At 37.0% G+C, this 23,172-nt stretch carries 19 protein-coding genes; 16 read left to right on the forward strand and 3 right to left on the reverse strand.

Going from position 1 to position 23,172, the window contains the following annotated elements; all coding sequences use genetic code 11:
• Positions 1-113: 113 nt before the first annotated feature.
• From GV828_RS05235 to GV828_RS05275, 9 genes are all read left to right on the forward strand, one after another.
• Positions 114-1,139 carry a LacI family DNA-binding transcriptional regulator gene (locus GV828_RS05235; RefSeq protein WP_166536429.1) on the forward strand — a complete coding sequence of 342 codons (1,026 nt, stop codon included), beginning with the start codon at positions 114-116 and terminating at the stop codon, positions 1,137-1,139.
• Between the two features lie 197 nt (positions 1,140-1,336).
• Positions 1,337-2,854, forward strand: coding sequence for an MFS transporter (locus tag GV828_RS05240; RefSeq protein WP_166536430.1), 1,518 nt, complete (start codon positions 1,337-1,339; stop codon positions 2,852-2,854).
• Complete coding sequence (gene pgmB / locus GV828_RS05245; protein ID WP_166536431.1) at positions 2,847-3,500, forward strand: beta-phosphoglucomutase; 654 nt, start codon at positions 2,847-2,849, stop codon at positions 3,498-3,500. Before GV828_RS05240 ends, pgmB begins: the two co-directional genes overlap by 8 nt.
• 82 nt (positions 3,501-3,582) lie before the next feature.
• Positions 3,583-5,886 carry a glycoside hydrolase family 65 protein gene (locus GV828_RS05250; protein WP_166536432.1) on the forward strand — a complete coding sequence of 768 codons (2,304 nt, stop codon included), beginning with the start codon at positions 3,583-3,585 and terminating at the stop codon, positions 5,884-5,886.
• A 130-nt stretch (positions 5,887-6,016) separates the two neighbouring features.
• Positions 6,017-7,849, forward strand: a complete 1,833-nt coding sequence (locus GV828_RS05255) for a glycoside hydrolase family 13 protein (protein WP_166536433.1) — start codon at positions 6,017-6,019, stop codon at positions 7,847-7,849.
• 133 nt (positions 7,850-7,982) lie between these two features.
• Positions 7,983-9,419, forward strand: coding sequence for an alpha-amylase family glycosyl hydrolase (locus GV828_RS05260; RefSeq protein WP_166536434.1), 1,437 nt, complete (start codon positions 7,983-7,985; stop codon positions 9,417-9,419).
• A gap of 24 nt (positions 9,420-9,443) precedes the next feature.
• Positions 9,444-10,148 (forward strand): T9SS type A sorting domain-containing protein, encoded by a 705-nt coding sequence (locus GV828_RS05265; protein ID WP_166536435.1) that lies wholly within the window; start codon positions 9,444-9,446, stop codon positions 10,146-10,148.
• A 283-nt stretch (positions 10,149-10,431) separates the two neighbouring features.
• The gene (locus GV828_RS05270; RefSeq protein ID WP_166536436.1) at positions 10,432-11,118 is read left to right on the forward strand and encodes a glycerophosphodiester phosphodiesterase; all 687 of its coding nucleotides are present in this window, start codon (positions 10,432-10,434) and stop codon (positions 11,116-11,118) included.
• Positions 11,115-12,335, forward strand: coding sequence for a BaiN/RdsA family NAD(P)/FAD-dependent oxidoreductase (locus GV828_RS05275; RefSeq protein ID WP_166536437.1), 1,221 nt, complete (start codon positions 11,115-11,117; stop codon positions 12,333-12,335). The genes GV828_RS05270 and GV828_RS05275 overlap by 4 nt, the downstream gene beginning before the upstream one ends.
• A gap of 107 nt (positions 12,336-12,442) precedes the next feature.
• Here GV828_RS05275 and GV828_RS05280 read toward each other — a convergent pair whose 3' ends face one another.
• Positions 12,443-12,922, reverse strand: coding sequence for a TspO/MBR family protein (locus GV828_RS05280; RefSeq protein ID WP_166536438.1), 480 nt, complete (start codon positions 12,920-12,922; stop codon positions 12,443-12,445).
• A 101-nt stretch (positions 12,923-13,023) separates the two neighbouring features.
• Between GV828_RS05280 and GV828_RS05285 the strand changes: the two genes are divergently transcribed.
• From GV828_RS05285 to GV828_RS05315, 7 genes are all read left to right on the forward strand, one after another.
• Positions 13,024-14,118 carry a diphosphomevalonate/mevalonate 3,5-bisphosphate decarboxylase family protein gene (locus GV828_RS05285; protein WP_166536439.1) on the forward strand — a complete coding sequence of 365 codons (1,095 nt, stop codon included), beginning with the start codon at positions 13,024-13,026 and terminating at the stop codon, positions 14,116-14,118.
• A gap of 29 nt (positions 14,119-14,147) precedes the next feature.
• A complete protein-coding gene (locus GV828_RS05290; protein ID WP_166536440.1) occupies positions 14,148-14,369 on the forward strand; it encodes a hypothetical protein in 222 nt (73 codons plus the stop codon).
• 298 nt (positions 14,370-14,667) lie between these two features.
• On the forward strand, positions 14,668-15,606 hold the full coding sequence (locus GV828_RS05295) for a mevalonate kinase family protein (protein WP_166536441.1): 939 nt from the start codon (positions 14,668-14,670) through the stop codon (positions 15,604-15,606).
• A 96-nt stretch (positions 15,607-15,702) separates the two neighbouring features.
• Complete coding sequence (locus GV828_RS05300; RefSeq protein WP_166536442.1) at positions 15,703-16,656, forward strand: geranylgeranylglycerol-phosphate geranylgeranyltransferase; 954 nt, start codon at positions 15,703-15,705, stop codon at positions 16,654-16,656.
• Between the two features lie 219 nt (positions 16,657-16,875).
• A complete protein-coding gene (locus GV828_RS05305) occupies positions 16,876-17,742 on the forward strand; it encodes a pseudouridine synthase (RefSeq protein WP_166536443.1) in 867 nt (288 codons plus the stop codon).
• 94 nt (positions 17,743-17,836) lie between these two features.
• Positions 17,837-18,199 carry a nuclear transport factor 2 family protein gene (locus GV828_RS05310; RefSeq protein ID WP_166536444.1) on the forward strand — a complete coding sequence of 121 codons (363 nt, stop codon included), beginning with the start codon at positions 17,837-17,839 and terminating at the stop codon, positions 18,197-18,199.
• A 66-nt stretch (positions 18,200-18,265) separates the two neighbouring features.
• Positions 18,266-18,736, forward strand: a complete 471-nt coding sequence (locus GV828_RS05315) for an Lrp/AsnC family transcriptional regulator (protein WP_166536445.1) — start codon at positions 18,266-18,268, stop codon at positions 18,734-18,736.
• Between the two features lie 285 nt (positions 18,737-19,021).
• Here GV828_RS05315 and GV828_RS05320 read toward each other — a convergent pair whose 3' ends face one another.
• Both GV828_RS05320 and GV828_RS05325 read right to left on the reverse strand, forming a co-directional pair.
• Positions 19,022-19,720: a zinc metallopeptidase gene (locus GV828_RS05320; RefSeq protein ID WP_166536446.1), complete on the reverse strand. Its 699-nt coding sequence runs from the start codon at positions 19,718-19,720 to the stop codon at positions 19,022-19,024.
• A gap of 297 nt (positions 19,721-20,017) precedes the next feature.
• The gene (locus tag GV828_RS05325) at positions 20,018-23,158 is read right to left on the reverse strand and encodes a leucine--tRNA ligase (RefSeq protein WP_166536447.1); all 3,141 of its coding nucleotides are present in this window, start codon (positions 23,156-23,158) and stop codon (positions 20,018-20,020) included.
• Positions 23,159-23,172 lie beyond the last annotated feature (14 nt).

Raw genomic sequence — 23,172 nt, forward strand, 5'->3', positions numbered from 1 at the left:
CACCCACCGAAAACGTTTGCGTGTTGAAAACTTTACGAATACGATTGAAATTTTGGATAAAAATCTGCATTCCAAAAAAATAAGTTTACCTTTATTGGCAAATTTATGATTCCATGCGCCGAAAAGTTACCCTCAAACAAATTGCAAAAGAATTAGATGTATCCATTTCTACGGTTTCAAAATCGTTGCGAGATAGTCCAGAAATTAGTGAAGATACACGTCTAAAAGTTCAGGCTTTCGCCAAATTATACAATTATAAACCTAATCTGATTGCGTTAAGTTTAAAAAATAAAAAAACCAAAACAATCGGCATTATCATCCCTGAAATTGTACATCATTTTTTCGCAACAGTGATTAGCGGGATTGAACATGTGGCCAATGAAAACGGCTACAACGTAATTGTAACTTTGTCCGACGAATCTTTTGATAAAGAAGTAATTAACATGGAAATGTTGGCCAACGGAAGCATTGACGGATTCATCATGTCACTTTCAAAAGAAACCCAACACAAAAAAGATTTTCACCACATTACTGAAGTCATTAATCAAGGAATGCCAGTGGTGATGTTTGATCGTGTGACCAACGATATTTTGTGCGACAAAGTCATAATAGACGACAATCTTGCTGCTTACGATGCGGTTCAGTCTTTGATTGATAACGGTTTTAAAAAAATTGCGCTCATCACAACTGTAGATTATGTTAGCGTTGGAAAATTGAGAACCGATGGATACATCAAAGCTCTAAAAACCAATAACATAGAAATAAATCCGGAATTAATTATTAAAATTGAAGACATCGACAATTGCGAATTTCAAATTGAAGCGTTAATCTCAAATAACGAAATCGATGCCATTTTTGCGGTAAACGAACTTTTTGCCGTAACTGCAATTAAAGCTGCAAAAAAAGCCGATTTGAAAGTACCGGAAGATATTTCAATCATCGGATTCACTGATGGAATCATTTCAAAATATTCTTCGCCAAGCATTACAACAGTTTCCCAAAACGGAATTAAAATGGGCGGAAAAGCAGCCAAAATGCTAATCGATCGCTTAGAAGCAGAACAAGAAGATGACGAACATTACAAAACCGAAGTCATCGAAACACATCTTGTAATTCGAGAATCTACGCCAACGTTGTAGTTTATATATTTATTTGATTTTTAGTAATTTAAAAAAATATTAACGCCCATTTCAAAAATGTTAAAATCATAAATCATATACCGTAAATCATAAATCTATATATATTTGCAATCATTATCACACTTAAATTTTTACTTCGAAAACAAAATTAAGTTTGATAAGCAATAACGCTTATCGTATTAACAATCATTACGATAATGGAAAAGCGTAAATTAAGTTTCTGGGAAATTTGGAACATGAGTTTCGGTTTCTTAGGAATACAGTTTGGTTTTGCTCTGCAAAATGCAAATACTTCTCGAATTTTTGAAACCCTTGGTGCAAAAGTTGATGAAATTCCAATTTTATGGATTGCAGCTCCCGTAACAGGACTTGTAATTCAGCCCATTATTGGTTATTTCAGTGACAGAACTTGGACACGATTAGGAAGAAGAAGACCTTATTTTTTGATTGGGGCGATTCTTTCTTCAATTGCCTTGTTCATCATGCCCAATTCACCAACATTATGGATTGCTGCCGGAACCCTCTGGATCATGGACGCTTCTATCAACGTTTCGATGGAACCTTTCAGAGCATTCGTAGGAGATAATTTGCCAACAAAACAACGAACCCTTGGTTTTGCCATGCAGAGTTTCTTTATCGGAACAGGTGCTGTTGTTGGTTCGCTCCTTCCATATTTGTTCACAAATCTTTTTGGTGTTAGTAACACTGCTGAAGCAGGAATCATTCCAGATTCTGTAAAATGGTCATTCTACATTGGTGGAGTGGTTTTTCTTCTAGCGGTTTTATGGACCGTTTTTAAATCAAAAGAATATTCTCCAGAAGAACTCCATGCTTTTGAACAACAGGAAAAGGAAGCGTTGGGGACAGTGGAAGTGGAGGATTTTGAAACCAAGAAAAACATCAACAAGCAATTGAGTTTGGGTGTTTTCATGACTATAATTGGAGCGTTAGTTTCCTACTATATTTATGAACAAAGCCTTACCAAAGAACTTTACATTCTCTTTATCGGATTGATTGTCATTGGACTTTTATTTGTAATGAGTTCTGTGATGAGAACCCAAAAACTAAAAAATGGTTTTACCATCATTATGACCGATTTGCAAAACATGCCAACCACAATGAAAAAACTCGCATTAGTGCAATTTTTCTCATGGTTTGCTTTATTTTCAATGTGGATTTACACTACACAAGCCGTTACAGGACACGTTTTTGGAACTACCGATACGACTTCAAAACTGTACAACGATGCAGCCGATTGGGTTTCGGTTTTATTTACCGTTTACAACGGAGTTGCTGCAGCTGTCGCATTTTTACTTCCCGTAATCGCCAAAAAAGTCGGTATAAGAATGACGCATTTGTTAGCTCTAGTTGCTGGTGGAATTGGTTTGATTTCCATCTATTTTATTGGAGATAAAGGAGTTTTACTTCTTCCCATGATTGGAGTAGGAATCGCTTGGGCTAGTATTCTATCAATGCCTTATGCCTTGCTTTCGGGATCACTTCCAGCAGCAAAAATGGGTTATTACATGGGAGTTTTTAATTTCTTTGTAGTCATTCCTCAGATTGTAGCAGCAACAATTTTAGGATTTATCGTCAAACAATTCTTTAATGACGAACCAATTTACGCCTTAATCATCGGTGGATTTTCTATGATAATTGCCGGATTACTTACTTTACGTGTACACGAAAGCACAAAAATTACAATTAATGAATAAAAAAGCATTCATATTCGACCTTGATGGTGTAATCGTTGACACCGCCAAATACCATTATCTCGCTTGGCAAAAAATTGCCAACCAATTTGGTATCGAATTTACCCCAGAACACAACGAAGAGTTAAAAGGTGTCAGTCGGGTTCGCTCGCTAGACATCATCCTTGAATTAGGAAAAATCGAAGCCGATCAAGAGCACAAAGACAAATGGCTCGTTCAAAAAAATGAAGATTATTTATCCTATTTGGTAGATATGGACGAAAGCGAAATTTTAAGCGGCGTTCTTCCGGTTTTAAAATTTCTGAAAGAAAATAATCAGCTAATTGCCTTAGGTTCTGCCAGTAAAAATGCACGACCCATCTTAGAAAAAACAGGCATCATAGGTTATTTTGATGCAATTGTGGATGGAAACGATGTCACTAATGCAAAACCGGATCCAGAAGTTTTTCTTCGAGCAGCTCAACTCTTGAATGTCACACCGGAAAATGCCATTGTTTTTGAAGATTCTGTAGCCGGAATTCAAGCCGCAAATTTTGCTAAAATGACAAGTGTTGGAATTGGCGAAGCCACAATTTTGCACGAAGCGAAATTCATCTTCCCCGATTTTACACATATCGATGAGCAATTTATCGAATCATTAATCAAATAAATTACTGTTAGAGGTTTAAAGTTTAAGGTTTCAAGTTATGCAACCTTCCACTTTAAACATTAAACTTTAAACAAAAAATACAATGAACCAAGATTATATCATACCTAACAATTGGTCCGTCATCGAAGAAGGATTTGATGCCGAAAGAGTAAAATCATCCGAGAGTTTGTTCAGCATCGGAAACGGAGCTATGGGACAACGTGCTAATTTTGAAGAACATTATTCTGGCGAAACCTTTCAAGGAAGTTACATCGCCGGAATTTACTATCCGGACAAAACAAAAGTAGGCTGGTGGAAAAATGGCTATCCGGAATATTTTGCAAAAGTATTAAACGCTCCAAACTGGATTGGAATTGACATCGAAATCAACGGTGAAAATTTTGATTTGGCCAAATGTAAATCGGTTTCCAATTTCAAGCGTGAACTGAACATGAAAGAAGGGGTTTACTATCGTTCTTTTGAAGCCGTTTTGCAAAACGGAATGGAAATTTCTGCTAAAATTACCCGTTTCCTTTCTCTAGACATTGACGAATTGGGTCTTATCAATTATGAAATCACACCATTAAACGGTGATGCAGTGATTATTTTTAAACCTTATGTTGATGCCGGAGTTCATAACGAAGATGCCAACTGGGAAGAAAAATTCTGGGAACCACTTGAGGTAAAATATGCAGAAAACGAAGGTTTTGTTACGGCAAGAACCTTCAAAACACATTTTACAGCTACAACCTTTATGCAAAATTCCATTTTATTAAATGGAATTGCAGAAAAGCAAAATCCTTCGGAAGTTCAAGTAACTTCTGATAAAATTCAGTTTTCATATGAAATTAGAGTTGGAATTACAGAAACCGTTTCTTTCCGAAAACTAGGAGGCTACACAGTTTCTTTAAACCACGAAAATACGCAAACTGCTGCCCAAAACGTAATTACCGAAGGTTTAAAAATTGGTTACGAAAATCTTCTAGAAAACCAAAAAAGAGCTTGGTCAAAAATCTGGGAAATGTCAGACATTACCATCGATGGTGACGTTAAGGCACAACAAGGAATTCGTTTTAATATTTTTCAACTGAACCAAACTTATTTAGGAAAAGATTCTCGTTTAAATATCGGTCCGAAAGGTTTCACTGGAGAAAAATATGGCGGTTCGACTTATTGGGACACAGAAGCCTATTGCATCCCGTTTTATATGGCGACAAAAGACCAGCAAGTGGCGAGAAATTTATTGACCTATCGTTACAATCAATTGGATAAAGCCATTGAAAATGCTGGTAAATTAGGTTTTACAAACGGTGCCGCTTTGTATCCAATGGTTACGATGAACGGTGAAGAATGCCACAACGAATGGGAAATTACGTTCGAAGAAATACATAGAAATGGTGCAATTGCCTTTGCGATTTTCAACTATTTCAGATTCACGGGAGATTACAGCTACATTCCGGAAAAAGGCCTAGAGGTTTTAATCGGGATTGCCCGTTTTTGGCACCAAAGAGCCACTTTTTCAACTCATAAAGACCAATTTGTAATCCTTGGCGTTACAGGTCCGAATGAATATGAAAACAATGTTAATAATAATTTCTACACGAATTATTTGGCCAAATGGTGTATTGATTACACTTTGGAACAAATCGAAAAAGTAGAAAAAGAATATGCTTCCGACCATTCGAGAATTATGTCTAAAGTAAATTTAGACAAAGGCGAAATGGCACAATGGAAAAAAGTGGCCGACAAAATGTACCTTCCTTTTTCAGAAGAACACGACGTTTATTTGCAACAAGATGGTTTCTTAGACAAAGAATTAATCACAGTTAAAGATTTAGATAAAAGCCAACGACCAATCAATCAAAAATGGTCTTGGGACAGAATTCTTCGTTCGCCATACATCAAACAAGCCGATGTTCTGCAAGGATTTTATTTCTTCGAAGACCATTTTTCGAAAGAACAATTGGAAAAACATTTTGATTTTTACGAACCATTTACGGTTCACGAAAGCTCGCTTTCACCTTGTGTTCATTCGATTCAGGCTTCGGTTTTGGGAAGAATGGAACAAGCTTATACTTTCTATTTAAGAACATCCCGATTGGATTTGGATGATTACAACAAAGAAGTTGAGGAAGGTTTGCACATCACCTCAATGGCGGGAACTTGGATGAGTATCGTCGAAGGTTTCGGAGGAATGCGTGTTAAAAATGAAACCCTGCATTTCGAACCAAGAATTCCAGAACAATGGACGGGTTATTCGTTTAAAATCAACTTCAGAAACCAAATTTTACAAGTTTCTGTAAAAGCCAATGAAACCCACTTCAATTTGGAAGGAACGAAAGAGCTTACTGTCTTTGTGAATGGAAAAGCAGTTTTGGTCGAGCCGAATACTTTGGTTACGGTATAAATATTTTTATCTCGCAAAGTCGCAGAGACGCAAAATTTTGTTTTGAATTTAACTTTGCGATTTCGCGTCTTTGCGAGAAAATAAATAAGATAAAACTTCGCGTATCATTACTCGAAAAAAAACAACAACAATGAAAAAAACACTCCTACTTTTACTTTTATCCTTTTCCACTTTCGCCCAAATCGATAAAGTAGAACCACCCTTCTGGTATGCCGGAATGCACAATCCAGAACTTCAAATTATGTTCTACGGAAAAAATATCGCACAATATGAAGCTTCGGTTTCTGATAATGTCGTGATCAAAAACGTAGTCAAAACCGAAAATCCTAACTACATTTTCGTAACCATCGACACTAAAAACCTTCCGGCGTCTGATTTTGTTTTTTCTTTTAAAACCAAAAACAAGGTAGCTTTTACCAAAAATTATTCTTTAAAAGATAGAAAACCAAATTCTCGCTTTCGCAAAAGTTATGATTCATCGGATATGATGTATTTGATTATGCCTGATCGTTTTGCCAATGGAAATCCAAACAACGACAGCCATTCTTCAACCAACGAAAAAGCCAACAGAAGTTTGCCTGGAGGTCGTCACGGCGGAGACATCGAAGGCATCATCAAAAACCTAGATTATCTTTCAGAATTAGGAGTAACGGCACTTTGGAGCACGCCACTTTGTGAGGATAATGACAAAGGTTATTCCTACCACGGTTATGGTCAATCGGACGTTTACAAAATCGACCCACGTTATGGAACCAATGAAGATTATGTTCGCCTTTCGGCAGAAATGAAAAAACGAGGGATGAAATTAATCAAGGATTATGTGACGAACCATTGGGGTGCCGAACATTGGATGTATAAAGATTTGCCAACCTATGATTGGGTTCACCAATTTCCAGGTTATTCACAATCGAATTACCGTATGACGACACAATTCGACCCAAATGCTTCTGCAATTGATGCAAAAAACTGTATGGACGGTTGGTTTGTTCCCTCAATGCCCGATTTGAATCAATCGAATCCGTTGGTGCTGAACTACATCACCCAAAACGCCATTTGGTGGATTGAATATGCCGATTTAGATGGTTTCAGAGTCGATACCTATTCGTATAACGACAAGGTTGGAATCGCAAAATGGACCAAAGCCATCACAGATGAATATCCCTATTTCAACATTGTGGGAGAAGTTTGGATGCACGACCAAGCCCAAATGAGTTATTGGCAAAAAGACAGCAAAATCGCTGAAATTCAAAGTTATAATTCCTATTGTCCGAGTGTGATGGATTTCACCTTGCACGATGCTTTCGGAAACGTTTTTAATGAAGACAAAGACGGCTGGAACGATGGAATGATCAAGGTTTATGATAATTTCACGAACGATTTCTTGTATCCAAATGTCAATAATCTTCTAATTTTTGCCGAAAATCACGACACGGGACGTTTCAATCAAATTTATAAAAACGACATCAAGAAATACACAATGGCAATGGCGTTATTGGCTACCGTTCGTGGCATTCCGCAGTTGTATTATGGTTCCGAAATTGGAATGGCAGGCGACAAAGGAAAAGGCGATGCCGATATCCGTCAGGATTTTCCAGGAGGTTGGGATGGCGACAAAAATAATGCTTTCACAAAATCAGGAAGAACCGAAGAGCAGAATAAATTCTTCGATGTGACTTCAAAATTATTCCAATGGAGAAAAAATAAATCAGTGGTTCACTTCGGGAAAATGACGCATTACATTCCGCAGGAAAACGTGTATGTCTATTTCAGATACGATGAAAAAGAAACCGTTATGGTCGTGATGAACAATTCCGCGGAAGCGAAAACCATTAAAACCAATCGTTTCAAAGAAAATATCAAGGATTTCAAATCAGGAAAAGATGTGCTTTCTGGAAAATCAGTCGATGTTTCAAACGAAATTTCTTTGGAAGGGAAATCGGTTTTGGTTTTGGAATTGAAATAGAAAAATACCCAAAATTGTCATTCCGAGGAACGAGGAATCTTCACAAAGTGAATACTTAACGGAGATTCCTCGTTCCTCGGAATGACAACAAGACTTTATTCTAAATGGTTCAAAAAACATAAATGTTGAAATTATGAAAAAAACACTCTTATTAGCAATCACCCTCTCCGCTTTTATCTCCTGCAAAGACGATAAAAAAACAGAAGAAAAAACAGTTGCAACTACAGAAACCATTGCACCATTTTCTAACGAAATTGCTGAAAACGCAGTAATTTACGAAGCAAACATCCGTCACTATTCTCCGGAAGGAACTTTTAACGCCTTCACGAAAGACATCCCGGAATTAAAAAAATTAGGAGTAAAAGTCATTTGGCTGATGCCAATTTACCCGATTTCGATGAAAAACAGAAAAACCACCGACGGACGCTTGGTTTCTGAAATCAAAGATCCAAAAGAAAAAGCAAAATATTTGGGAAGCTATTATGCAATTTCTGATTATACAGCCATAAATCCAGATATGGGAACCAAAGAAGATTTTCGAAATTTGGTAAAAACCGCTCACGAAAACGGAATGTATGTCATCATGGACTGGGTGGCGAACCACACCGGTTGGGACCACAAATGGATTACCGAACATCCTGAATATTACCACAAAAATGCCAAAGGCGAAGTGACCGACCCAATAAATCCCGAAACCGGAAAATCCTGGGGTTGGACCGATGTCGCCCATTTGAATTATGCCAACAAGGATTTGCACGAAGCCATGAAAAACGAAATGCTTTTCTGGGTAAAAGAAGAAAATATCGACGGATTCCGCTGTGATGTGGCCGACAATGTTCCAGCCGAATTCTGGACAAAAGCCATCGCCGAATTGAAAACAGTAAAACCTGTTTTTATGCTGATGGAATCCAACAAAAACTATCTTTTAAAAGATGGCCTCTTTGAAATGGGTTACGGTTGGGAAGCCCATCACGTGATGAACGACATCGCTAAAGGCAAAAAAACCGTCAAAGATTTAGACGCTTTGATGGCAAAAATTGCAAAGGAATATGAAAAAGACGATTTCTTTATGAATTTTACCTCCAACCACGACGAAAATTCTTGGAACGGAACCGAATACGAAAGAATGGGCGACGGCGTCGAAGCTTTCACAGCCTTGACCTATGTGATGCCAGGAATGCCGTTGATTTATACCGGTCAGGAATACGATTTAAACCGCAGATTGAAATTTTTCGAGAAAGATTCTATCCCAAAAACAAAGGCAAAAATGTTCCCGATTTATGAAAAACTCGGAGCTTTAAAAAACAATAACGAAGCTTTAAACGGAGGAAAAAAATCGGCTTCCTACAAACGTTTAACAACTTCGGCAGACGAAAATATCTTCGCTTTCGAAAGAGAAAAAGCAGGTAAAAAAGTAATGTACATTGCCAATTTATCCCAAAAAGACCAAGAATTTACAGCACCAATCGATGGCACTTTCACCAATTATATGACACGTGAAAAAGTAACGCTTGCAAAAGACCAAAAACACAGTTTCAAGCCTTGGCAATATTGGGTTTTAACCAATTAAATATAACTTAAAACAATCAAAACCATGAAAACAAAATTATTATTTGCCGCCTTTTTATTAGGCAATTTTGTTGGCAATTCACAAATCGTGATTTCGCCAAACCCGTTCAACATCAACACCGGAAACATCACCGTAACATACGGTTCTGCCGGAGATTACACACTTTTCGATCCACTCTCGGATCCTAACTTATACCTTTATTCCGGACTCGAAACTGATGGCGATGCCGCCACTTGGGATTTCCACGACGATTGGACAAATCTTGCAACCTTAACGCCACTAATTTGGGACGCAACCGCCAATGCTTACGTGGCAAACCTCAACATCGCTACCCGAAATTACATTGAAGAAACCACCTCAAATTTTGCACCAATACCATCAGGAACTACCGTAAATGATTATTACTTCCTGATAAGAAACGCAGCAGGAGACCGCCAATCCGCTGATTTAAAAGGCTCAGATTACGGCATGACGCCAGCCGTTTTTTTATCCACAAAAAATTTCAGCAACAAGAATATTTTCCAAATTGCTAACGGTGAAATCACGACCAATTTAGCCGGAAAATCTAAAATAGAAATTTTCGCCCTCAACGGTTCGAAAGTCAAAACCATTGAAATCAATAACTTATCCGAAACCGTGCAACAAAAAATTGACCTTCAACCCGGAATTTTTATCGCCACAATTTTCAATAACGGCAAACAAAAAACCATTAAATTCGTTCAAAACTAATCAACTTCCCGGTGTCAAAAACCGGGATTTTTTTTTGGAGCCAATCTTCTGGCTAAAAAATAAGCCATATTCCCGCCATCCGTTTAATCTTTTCTTTTTTTGGTTAAAAAAAGAAAAGGATACCACTTCTGTCGGGGCTATACCAAAACTTTAGGACAATCTTCAGGCTTCTTTTAATCTCCATTTCTAGCCTTGTCAAAATCTCTACAAATCATTGAATCTGTGACCAAAAAGCAAATCAAAAACAAAAAAATAAAACCGTAATTTTGCCAAAAATCTTCTCTTGAAAAAAACACTCAACATTGGACATCGCGGCGCCAAAGGACATTTGCCAGAAAACACACTTCCCTCCTTTCTCAAAGCTTTTTTACAAAATGCTGACGGAATTGAGCTTGACGTTCACCTTTGCAAAACCGGAGAAGTGGTGGTCATGCACGATTTCACAGTTGATCGTACTACAAACGGAACCGGATTGGTAAGCGAAATTTCTTTAGAAGATTTAAAAAAACTTAAAGTAGAAAATCAATTTCAAATCCCAACATTACAAGAAGTTGTAGAAATTGTACCTCCCGGAAAACTCATCAACATTGAGTTAAAAGGAAAAAACACCGCTGAACCCGTTTTAAAAATTATTAAAAATACAATCACCAACCATCAATTTTCAAATGATGATTTTTTAATTTCGAGTTTTGATTATGACGAATTACGAGAAATATTCCGTTTAAATTCTCAACTAAATCTCGGCGTTCTAACTGAAGACGATTTGGAAACCGCTATAGAAGTGGCACGAGAAATTTTGGCGAAAGCCATACATCCAAATTACACGTTGCTCACGCCAGAAAATATCAAAAAAATCACGGACGAAAATTTTGAAATTTTCACTTGGACGGTTAATGAAATCAACGATATTGAGACCCTGAAAAAACAAAATATAACCGCAATCATCACAGATTTTCCCGACAGAATATGAGCAAACATTTTGACGTAATTATTATTGGCGGTGGTGCTGCCGGATTTTTTTCGACCATCAATATTGCCGAGAAAAATCCGAAACTAAAAATCGCCATTTTGGAGCGTGGCAAGGAAGTTTTGACCAAAGTAAAAATTTCTGGTGGCGGAAGATGTAATGTCACTCACGCTTGTTTTGAACCCAACGAATTGGTGAAATTTTATCCACGTGGTGAAAAAGAACTTCGCGGTCCTTTCCATCAGTTTTGCTCTGGCGACACAATTGAATGGTTTGAAAAACATGGTGTTGAACTTAAAATTGAAGATGATGGCAGGATGTTTCCCGTAACAGATTCTTCGCAAACGATTATCGATTGTTTTGTTTCAGCAACAAAAAAATTAGGGATTGAAGTTTTGACTGGACAAAGCGTGCAATCAGTCTATAAATCTGAAAACGCTGACAATTTTTTCTGGAAAATCGACACGCAAAACGCACAATATTTCTGTGAAAAATTAATTTTGGCCACCGGAAGCAATCCAAAAATTTGGGAAATGCTGGAAAACTTCGGGCATAAAATTGTGAATCCGGTTCCGTCGCTTTTTACATTTAATATTAAAGATCCGCGGATTAAAAATCTTCCTGGAGTTTCGGCACAAGTTTCGGTTAAAGTGAAAGATGCAAAATTGACTTCAAACGGACCTTTGCTTATCACGCATTGGGGAATGAGTGGTCCGGCAATCTTGAAATTATCGGCTTGGGGAGCGAGAATTTTGGCCGAAAAAAATTATCAATTTACCATCTTTGTGAATTGGCTAAACGATGTGGAAACTGGCGATGCCGAAGCGATGTTGAAAGAATTGAAATTGGAACATTCGAAAAAAACGGTTTCCAAAAAATCGCCGTTTGAAATCACCAACCGTTTGTGGGAAAGTTTGGTTTTGGCTTCGCAAATTGCTGACGATGCAAAATGGGCAGATTTGACCAAAAACCAACTGCAAAACTTGGCAAATCAATTGACCAATGCGCAATTTCAGGTGAACGGAAAAAGCACTTTTAAAGAAGAATTTGTCACCGCCGGCGGAATTGATTTAAAAGAAATCAACTTCAAAACGATGGAAAGCAAACTCCACGAAAATTTATTTTTTGCAGGAGAAATTGTCAACATCGACGCCATTACAGGAGGTTTTAATTTCCAAAATGCGTGGACAAGCGGATTTATTGTAGCGAATGCTATTTGAGTTTTTGCCACAGATTTCGACAATTTACACAGATTTTTTTCAAGTCCAAATCATTTTAATCCTTTAATCAGTGGCAAAAAATAAATTTCTAAATCTGAAATCTTAAATCACCGATTCAACCACCAGATACTGGCGTTCAAAACTGTTGCAAAACTTACCCAAAGCAAATAAGGAATGAACAAATAACCCGAAAATTTATTGATTTTTGAAAATTTATGGTAGGTTTCGTAAATCATCAACCAGAGCAAAATAATTTCAATTAAAGCCAAAAGCGGATTTTTTAAACCGAAAAAAAGGTAAGACCACAAGGCATTCAGCCCTAATTGTATTGCAAAAAATAACATGGCGCGTTTAACCTCTTCCCGTTTGGGTGAATTAATTTGATGCCAAACTAAACCAGCGGCAATTCCCATCATCACATACAACGTACTCCAAACGGGAGCAAAAATCCAATTTGGCGGATTGAAACTTGGTTTTTCGATGGTTTTGTACCATGTATTCACGCTTTCCTGGGTTACCAAACTCGAGAAATACGCCACAACCAAACAAGTTGCCACCAAAACCAATATTCGTGTATATTTATTCATCTTCTTTTTTACCAAAAATACAATTTATTTTTTCCATTGCTTACTCCAACCTGTAAGAAACTTGAAGTTAAATAAAGTATCTTTGCCAAAAAATATTTTTTATGATTCTTGAACAGGATTTTATTCCGGACAATTATGCAAATTGGGTTGAAAAAGGTTCGGTAAAATGGAGCGCTCCAAGTAACATTGCGTTAGTGAAATATTGGGGAAAAAAATCCAACCAGATTCCCGCAAATCCGTCGATTAGTTTTACGCTAAACCATTGCAAAACGATTACCTCTTTAGATTTTTACAAGAAAGAGCCGTCGGAACATTTTTCGTTTGATTTATTTTTTGAAGGAAAACCAAAAGAAGATTTCAAACCGAAAATTCAGAAGTTTTTTGAAAGAATCGAGAAATATTTGCCTTTTTTAAAAGAATATCATTTTACCATCAATACCGAAAATACCTTTCCGCATAGTTCTGGAATTGCATCCTCGGCTTCGGGAATGTCTGCTTTGGCGATGAATTTGATGAGTTTGGAGAAAATGCTTTCCCGAAGTGGCGGGACTGAAATGTCCGATGAATATTTTTTCCAAAAAGCGTCATTTTTAGCGCGATTAGGTTCTGGAAGTGCTTGCCGAAGTGTGAAAGGAAATGTAGTAATTTGGGGCGAAAATGCTTCATTTGAAAATGCTTCGGATTTATTTGGAGTGGAATTTCCTGAAACTATTCACGAGAATTTCAATAATTATCAAGACACGATTTTGCTTGTTGACAAAGGCGAAAAACAAGTTTCGAGCACCGTTGGTCACGATCTGATGCACGACCATCCGTTTGCAAATCGCCGTTTTGCGCAAGCGCACGAAAATTTGTCAAAAATAAAAACAATACTTCAATCCGGAAATTTATCAGAATTTATTGCTATTGTAGAAAGCGAAGCTTTGACTTTGCATGCGATGATGATGACTTCGATGCCGTATTTTATTTTGATGAAACCCAACACTTTGGAAATTATCAACAAGATTTGGAAATTTAGAAATAAAACCGAAATTCCGGTTTGTTTTACCCTTGATGCTGGTGCGAATGTTCACGTTTTATATCCCGAAAACGTTCGCGAAAAAGTTTTGGAATTTATTAAGGCTGAATTAGTTGGCTATTGCCAAAACTCGCAATATATTTGTGACGAAATTGGTTTTGGTGCCAAGCAATTATAATTTTTGTATCTTTAATAAAAATTTGGATTATGGATATTCAGTTGGAAAAATTAGAGCTCATCAAAAAGCTTGCAGACACTAATGATTTTGCTGTGATTGAATCCATCAAAAAGATTTTTCAAAAAGAAAAAAAAGATTGGTGGGACGAATTGAGTGATGCGCAAAAAGCGGAGATTGAGGAAGGAGAACGCGATATTGAGAATGGAGATTATGTTAAATTTCACTCATTTATGGAACAATTTCTCAAATGACCCGTCAAATAATAATTTCAAAAAAGGCTCAAAAAAATCTTACAGAAATATCATTTTATATCGAGACTAAATTTTCTGTAAATGCGAGAGTTGATTTTATGAAAAAATTTCGTGATTCAGTCGTTGTTGCTTCAATAAATGCAGAAATATGCCTTTAGCACTAGAGGGCAAAAAAATTCATAAGTGTGTTGTATCAAAGAAAGCAACTTTTCTTTATAAATTCAATCCAACTAGAAATTATTTCAATATTCGACACCAGACAAAACCCAAACAAAATTAAGAAAGACATCAAATAAATATGAAAGGACCGTTATTTTACTCCAAAATATTACTCTTCGGAGAACACGCCATTAACAGAGGTTCTCGAGGTTTGGCCATTCCTTACAATTTTTTCAATGGCGGATTAAAAGTCGAAGATATTCTTTCTGACGAAGCCAAAAAATCCAACGAAAGTTTGAAACATTTTGTGGATTATTTGGACCAAATGCAACAAGAAAATCCGGATTTGGTGAGGTTTGACATTGCTACTTTAAAACAAAATATTGATGCCGGAATGTATTTTGATTCCAGCATTCCGCAAGGTTACGGAATTGGAAGTAGTGGCGCTTTGGTAGCTGCTATTTATGATCAATATGCCGAAAATAAAATCACGGTTTTAGAAAATTTAACCCGAGAAAAATTGCTGAAACTGAAGCAGATTTTCTCTAAGATGGAATCCTTTTTCCACGGAACAAGTTCAGGTTTAGACCCGTTAAACAGCTATTTGAGCATCCCCATTTTAATCAATTCTCACGATAATATTGAAGCTACCGGAATCCCTACACAAACTTTAGACGGAAAAGGAGCTGTATTTTTATTAGATTCGGGGAAAGTGAAAGAAACCGCTCCAATGGTGCAACTTTTCATGGAAAGCCTGAAAGACAAAGGTTTCCGTACAATGGTAAAAAATCAATTTGTGAAATATACAGACGCCAGCATCGACAACTTTTTGCATGGCGACATCAAAGGCTTACTTTCGAACACCAAAAAATTGTCTAAAGTGGTTTTAAATAATTTCAAGCCAATGATTCCCGAGCAATTTCACGGTATTTGGCAAAAAGGAATCGACTCTAATGACTATTATTTGAAACTTTGTGGCTCTGGTGGTGGCGGTTATATTTTAGGATTTACTCGCGATTTGCAAAAAGCCAAAGAAGCTTTGAAAGATTATAAGTTGGAAGTCGTATATCAATTTTAGATGAAAGTCTTTAAGTCGGAATTCACAAAGTAAAAAGAGTTACGTTTCAACTTCAACGGCAAATTCTTATTACCTAAAACCTTTTACCCCAAAAAAATGCTAAGCAGAAAAAACAAACTTCTCGTAATGAAAATTATCAGTTTGTTTTCTGTGGTAAGAGGCTACAATATTCCCATTATTGTTTTGGCGCAATACCTTTCGGCGGTATTTATTTTAACGCCCGAAAATGCTCGTGCTTTAGATGTGATTCTCGATTTAAACTTGTTTATTCTGGTTTTGGTTTCGAGTTTTTGCATTGCTTCGGGATATATTATCAATAATTTTTACGATGCTCAAAAAGACCTCATCAACCGCCCCAATAAATCAATGTTGGACAGATTGGTAAGTCAAAAAACCAAACTTTACGTTTATTTTTCACTGAATTTTCTCGCTGTTTTCCTGGCATATTTTGTATCGTGGCGTGTGAGCGTTTTTTATTCGGTGTATATTTTTTTGATTTGGTTTTATTCGCATAAATTAAAAAAATATCCGATTATTGGAAATTTGACCGCAGCTTTGTTGGCTATTTTTCCGTTTTTCGGAATCCTGCTGTATTTTTTTAAAGGACAATATGAAGAATACGATTGGCAGAAATTAGGCATTATTTTTAGTCACGCCGGATTTTTATTTTTAATTATTTTAATACGTGAAATGATTAAAGATCTTGAAAACATGAAGGGCGATTTTGTAACCGATTACAAAACCGTTCCGGTGGTTTATGGCGAAAAAACTTCGAAAATTGCCATTACGGTTTTGAGCATTTTGACCATTTTTCCGGTTTATTTATTGGTAGATATTTACGAAGTAGGTTATATGGTGATTTATTTTTATGCGTGTTTGATTGCCTTAATTTTTGTGTCGATAAAACTATGGATATCAGTTGCAAAACCCGATTTTTTATTGTTGCATAATGTATTGAAAATGCTGATTGTAGCAGGTGTTTTTTGTATCATTTTGATTGATCCAGCGGTTTTATGGCATGGGAAAAAAGTGCTGTTGGCACATTTGTAAAAAAGTTTCTAGATACAAAACAAATTTTCTCAAATAGCCCCGATTGAAGCGGAAATTCTTTTTATCGATTGCCTCGGATTTTAATCTGGGGGCAATTGATAAAAAGATTGAAGCGTAAAGCGGGAACATGGATTTGGAATTTGCCTAAGCCATTCGCTCCTAAAAAATTATCTGAAAATATGAAATTTCAAATGTGTATCTTTGCACAAATTTAGCGTGATGAACAAGAATGACGGAGGAAAAAAAGGTTCCTCAAACCGTAGCGGCGGGAAAAATTTTGACAAATCGAAACCGCCAATGGCGAAGCGTTCGCAAAAATCTAAAGCGAAAAACGAGGCTGAAAATACTCCTAAAAAACAGGCGGTAAAAAAAGATCAAGACGAGATTCGTTTGAATAAATACATAGCAAATTCGGGCGTTTGCTCACGAAGAGATGCGGATATTTACATTCAATCGGGGAATGTCAAAGTGAACGGAATTCCGGTAACGGAGTTGGGTTACAAGGTGAAATTGGGCGATGAGGTGAACTTTGACGGGGCGATTTTGAGTCCGGAAAAGAAGGAATATATTTTGCTGAATAAGCCTAAAAATTTTACAACTGCTATGGACGAAGGTTTTGAACACCGTAACGTTTATGAGCTGGTGCGAAACGCGACAAATGCGAAAATTAAACCGGTTGGCCGGATGGACAAAAACACAACTGGCTTACTTTTGTTTACGAATGACAACGACATGATTCGGAAATTTTCGGCGGGCACGCAACGTTCTACGAAGATTTATCAGGTGTCTTTGGATAAAAATCTGAAATACGAAGATTTAGAAAAAATTTCAAAAGGCGTGAAAATGGAAGATCATTTTTTACGTGTTGAAGAAATTTCTTACATAGATGACCAACCGAAAACGGAAATTGGATTGTCTTTGAAGACAGCAAATGTAAAGGTAGTTCGCAATATTTTTGAGAACTTTGGTTATGATGTTTTACGTATTGACCGCGTGTCTTTTGCTGGATTAACGAAGAAAAATTTGCCTCGTGGAAATTGGCGTTTTTTAACGGATCAAGAGGTTATTAACCTTAAAAATATTTAGTTTTTTAGGAACAAAATATAAAAAAAACAGTGAACCGTAGGGTAACAAAATTAAATTTGTACTCTGCGGTTTTATTTAATATTAAAAAAACAAAATGACATCAGATGCTTTACGAGCTGTGGCTTTTCGCTGGTTTGACGCTTTTAACAATCATAATCTTGAGCAACTTTTATCATTATATGATGAAGATGCGAAACATTACAGTCCGAAATTAAAAATTCGGCATCCGGAAACTAATGGTTTAGTTGAAGGCAAAAATGCGTTGCGCAATTGGTGGCAAGATGCTTTTGAAAGATTACCATCATTACATTACAAAGTAACTTCATTAACCGCCAATGGCGACAGGGTTTTTATGGAATATGTGAGAATGGTGGAGGGCGAAGATGAAATGCTTGTGGCTGAAGTTTTGGAAATAAAAGATGGAAAAATTATTGCATCGCGGGTTTATCATGGTTAACTGCTATCCTAAAATTCATTTAAAAATTACCCTAAAATCACTATATTTGGTTTAAAATTTTAGGCAATGAAATTAAACAGCTTACAAATTGAAATTGACGGAATCGATAAAGAAATTTTGAGAGAACTAATGGCTGATGCCCGAAAACCAATTTTACAAATTGCCAACAAAGTTGGAATTTCGGGGGCAGCAATTCATCAACGGTTGCGAAAGCTTGAACAATCTGGTGTGATTTCAGGATCAAAATTTGTAGTAGACCCGAAGGTTTTGGGTTACAAAACTATGGCGTTTGTAGGAATTTATTTGGACAAAGCTGCCAAAAACTTAGAAGCGGTTCGCGACCTAAAAAAAATTCCTGAAGTGCTGGAATGTCATTACACCACAGGAAACTGGTCTATTTTGATAAAAATAATTTGCCGTGACAACGAACACCTCATGCAGTTGCTCAATACTAAAATCCAAACGATTGAAGGTGTTTCCCGAACGGAAACTTTTATTTCGCTGGATACTCAAATTGAAAGGCAAATCCAGTTATGAGTTGGAAGTTTGGAGTTTAAAATTAGGAGTTCATTGATTTGGAATTTGGAGATTGCAACATTGGGATTTCTTTTCTGACCATTGCTTCAAAATGCCCTCACCTGTCTGTTAGCCCCGATGGAAATGGAAATCCTTTTCTTTTTTTTCTTAAAAAAGAAAAGATTGAAATGTACAGCGGGAACTTCGTTTAAAAAATGCAGGAACGATTGGCTCCAAAAAAATAAAAAAAACCTACAAAATTTTGAAAATCTTGTAGGTTTATAGGTTGTAAATTACAGTTAAAAATTAATCCCTTCTACCGCCGAAAACCTGCAAAGCCCAATAAAGAAGTGAAGCGATGGCTCCGATTGCGGCAACAAGGTAGGTTCTTGCGGCCCATTTTAGGGAATCTTCGGCACCAGCATATTCTTGCTGGCTTACCATATTTTTATTTTTTAGCCAAGCCAAAGCGCGGTTGGACGCGTCGTATTCCACAGGAAGCGTGATGACACTGAAAAGCGTGGCGATGGTCATTAAAACAAGTCCGGCGATTGCAACGTAAAATCCAGCTCCAAATCCGGCTGCAGCTCCTAAAACCAAACCAATAATAATTAACCATTGAGAAATTGGCGCGGCTACATTTACCATCGGAACCATTTTAGATCGCATCGTTAACCAACTGTAAGCTTGTGCGTGCTGAACGGCATGGCCTACTTCGTGAGCGGCAACGGCTGCTGCAGCGGCATTTCTTTGGTTGTAAACGGCTTCGCTTAAATTTACGGTTTTGTCGGTGGGATTGTAATGATCCGTTAATCGACCGGAAGTGGAAATCACGCGAACGTCTGAAATTCCGTGGTCTGCTAACATTTTTTCGGCGATTTCGGCACCACTCATACCGTTGCGGAGATGGACTTTTGAATAATGTTCAAATTTGCTCTGAAGTTTGGCGCTAACAGCCCAACTTACTAAGGCGATAACTCCGATGAGAATATAATAACCTATCATTTTTTTTTAATTTAAAGATTTGATGATTGAAAAATATAAAATTCTTTGTTTTTGTAAAAGCAAAAACCTCGCCAATTTAGCAAGGTTTTTTTTTGTGTGAAGATATGTCAGTGTTAATTTTGCCTTAAATTTTACGTAGCGTTTTTTACTATGAATTCTCGAATTATTTTTTTGTTTTTTTCGCCACAGATTATGGGATTTTTGATTTTTCTAATCTGTGAGAATCATGTAAATCTGTGGCGGTAACTTTTACCACGAATTCACAATTATTTATATTCGTGAATTCGTGGCAGAAAACTATCCCACCAAATTGATGATTTTCCCTGGAACGATAATCACTTTTTTTGGAGCAACTCCGTTGAGCTGTTTTTGGGTTCTTTCATCTTCCATGACGATTTTTTCAATTTCTTGAACGGTTAAATCCAAAGGCAAATTGATGGTAAAACGCATTTTTCCGTTAAACGAAACCGGATAATCTTTGTTACTTTCCACCAAAAATTCCGGATTGAATCGTGGGAAAGGCACGGTTGAAATACTTTCGGTATGACCCAATTGCTTCCATAATTCTTCGGCGATGTGTGGTGCATAAGGCGAAATCAAAATGGCCAACGGTTCTAACACGGAACGTTCGTGGCAATTTTGCGCGGTTAATTCATTTACGGCAATCATAAACGAACTTACCGATGTGTTGAAAGAAAAATTCTCAATATCTTCTTGCACTTTTTTGATGGTTTTGTGCAAGGTTTTGAGCGATTCTGGTTTTGCTGGATTAGAGTTTACAATCAAGCCATTATCGTCAAAATACAATTTCCACAATTTTTTCAAGAAACCAAAAACACCTGTAATTCCAGCAGTATTCCAAGGTTTTGCTTGTTCTAACGGACCCAAGAACATTTCGTATAAACGTAAAGTATCCGCTCCATATTCTTCGCAAATTAAATTTGGATTAATAACATTTAATTTTGATTTGGACATCTTGTCCACCTCTCTAGAAACGATAAATTTAGCGTTAAATAATTCAGGGTCTTGACAATTATACAAATTCCCGTTATCATCAATCCATATCTCATGCAAAATATTACTTGTACTAATTGTTTCGCAATAATTTACATATTTTTTGATATCCAGCTCAGTTTCTGAACCATTTTTTAATTGCGATATATCGACATATGGACGATAAACTTCTAAATATAAATTAAAATCATTATCGTCTATCGAATTCATTATTTGAGAACTTTGGACAGGTTGATTCTCAAAGTAAGTGCGAATATCATTGATTCGAGTTTTGATGTCAAAAGATTTATAAGTGTAGGTATTCTCTTCTATTTTTTCAAAATTATCTTGAAAGTAATTTGTTGAAATATAAAAAATTCCTTCATTGTCAAACAATGCATACAATAATTCCCTATCATATGTTCGCTTTTTTGACGTACCTATGTAAGCTCGAGCTTTGAATAATTTTGCACTCATCCCCAAAATCATCCCCTGATTAATCAACTTTTTAAACGGTTCTTCTTGGTTGACAAAACCTCTGTCCTTTAAAAATTTGTTCCAGAAACGAGAATATAGCAAATGGCCGGTAGCGTGTTCGCTTCCTCCTATATACAAATCGACATTCTGCCAATAATTTTGTGCTTCGTCTGAAACAAAGTCGTTTTCGTTATGAGCGTCCATATAACGCAACCAATACCACGAACTTCCAGCCCAACCTGGCATGGTGTTGAGTTCAAGAGGAAAAATAGTTTTATCGTCAATCAACTCATTACTCACTACTCTATTCTCACTACTATCCCAAGCCCATTCTGTTGCGTTTCCTAAAGGCGGTTGTCCGTCTTCTGTTGGCAAATATTTTTCTACTTCCGGAAGGCGAATTGGCAAATGTTGCGGATCAATCATTTGTGGCAAGCCATTTACGTAGTAAACCGGGAACGGTTCGCCCCAATATCTTTGGCGGGAAAAAACCGCATCACGCAAACGGTAGTTCGTTTTTCCTTTTCCTTGCCCAATTTCTTCCAAAGCTTCAATGGCTTTTTTGGTCGCTTCTTTATAATTTAATCCGTTTAAAAAATCGGAATTGGCGATTTTTACGTTATCTTTTGAGGTAAATGCTTCTTTAGAAATATCAACATCATCAAAAATATTTTTGATTTCGATGTTAAAATGTTTGGCGAAAGCGTAATCCCGTTCGTCGCCACAAGGAACTGCCATCACGGCTCCAGTTCCGTAACCTGAGAGAACGTAATCACCAATCCAAACCGGAATGGCTTCTTTGGTAAACGGATGTTCAGCATAAGCTCCGGTAAAAACGCCCGAAATGGTTTTGACATCTGCCATTCTTTCACGTTCGCTACGTTTGGCAGTTGCTTCAATATAGGCTTCCACGGCTTGTTTTTGTTCTGGTGTGGTGATTTTTGAAACCAAATCATGTTCTGGTGCCAAAGTCACAAAGGTTACCCCAAAAATAGTATCTGGTCTTGTGGTAAAAACTTCAATGGTATATTCGTTTGTATCATCTCCAGAAAGAATATAATCTACAGTGTCACGTTCTTCGGCGGAATCTTTTACTTTAAAAGTTACCGAAGCTCCGGTAGATTTCCCAATCCAATTGCGTTGGCTTTCTTTCAACGATTCGGTCCAATCGATGGTATCCAAACCTTGCAACAATCTTTCGGCATAAGCGGAAATTCTCATGCTCCATTGCGTCATTTTTTTACGAATTACGGGATGTCCTCCACGTTCTGAAACGCCGTTTACAATTTCGTCGTTTGCCAAAACAGTTCCTAAAGCCGGACACCAATTCACTTCGGTTTCGGCAAGGTAAGTTAATCTGTATTTTAGGAGAATTTCTTGTTGTTCTTCAGTTGAAAAAGATTTCCAATCTTCGGCGGAAAATTCTGGGATATTATCGTCTGAAACGGCATTGACTTTAGCATTACCGTGTTCTTCGAAATTCATGATCAGGGTTTTGATATCGCGGGCTTGATTGGCATCTTTATCGTACCAAGAATTAAACAATTGGATGAAAATCCATTGGGTCCATTTGTAATATTCGGGACTTGAGGTTCGCACTTCACGGCTCCAATCAAAAGAAAAACCGATTTTGTCCAATTGTTCGCGGTAACGTGCGATATTTTCTTTGGTGGTTTTTTCGGGATGTTGCCCAGTTTGAATGGCGTATTGTTCTGCCGGAAGTCCGAAACTGTCATAACCTTGCGGATGCAATACGTTAAAACCTTGGTGACGTTTGTATCTTGCCACAATGTCTGAGGCGATGTAACCCAACGGATGACCAACGTGTAATCCAGCTCCTGATGGATACGGAAACATGTCCAAAACATAATATTTTGGTTTATCTGAATTATTTTCTGCGGCAAAAGTTTGGTTTTCGGCCCAATATTTTTGCCAGTTTTTTTCGATTTCGTTCGGGTTGTATTTCATTCCAGTTTATTGTT

Source organism: Flavobacterium ichthyis (genome assembly GCF_009915155.1).
Classification (GTDB): Bacteria; Bacteroidota; Bacteroidia; order Flavobacteriales; family Flavobacteriaceae; genus Flavobacterium; species Flavobacterium ichthyis.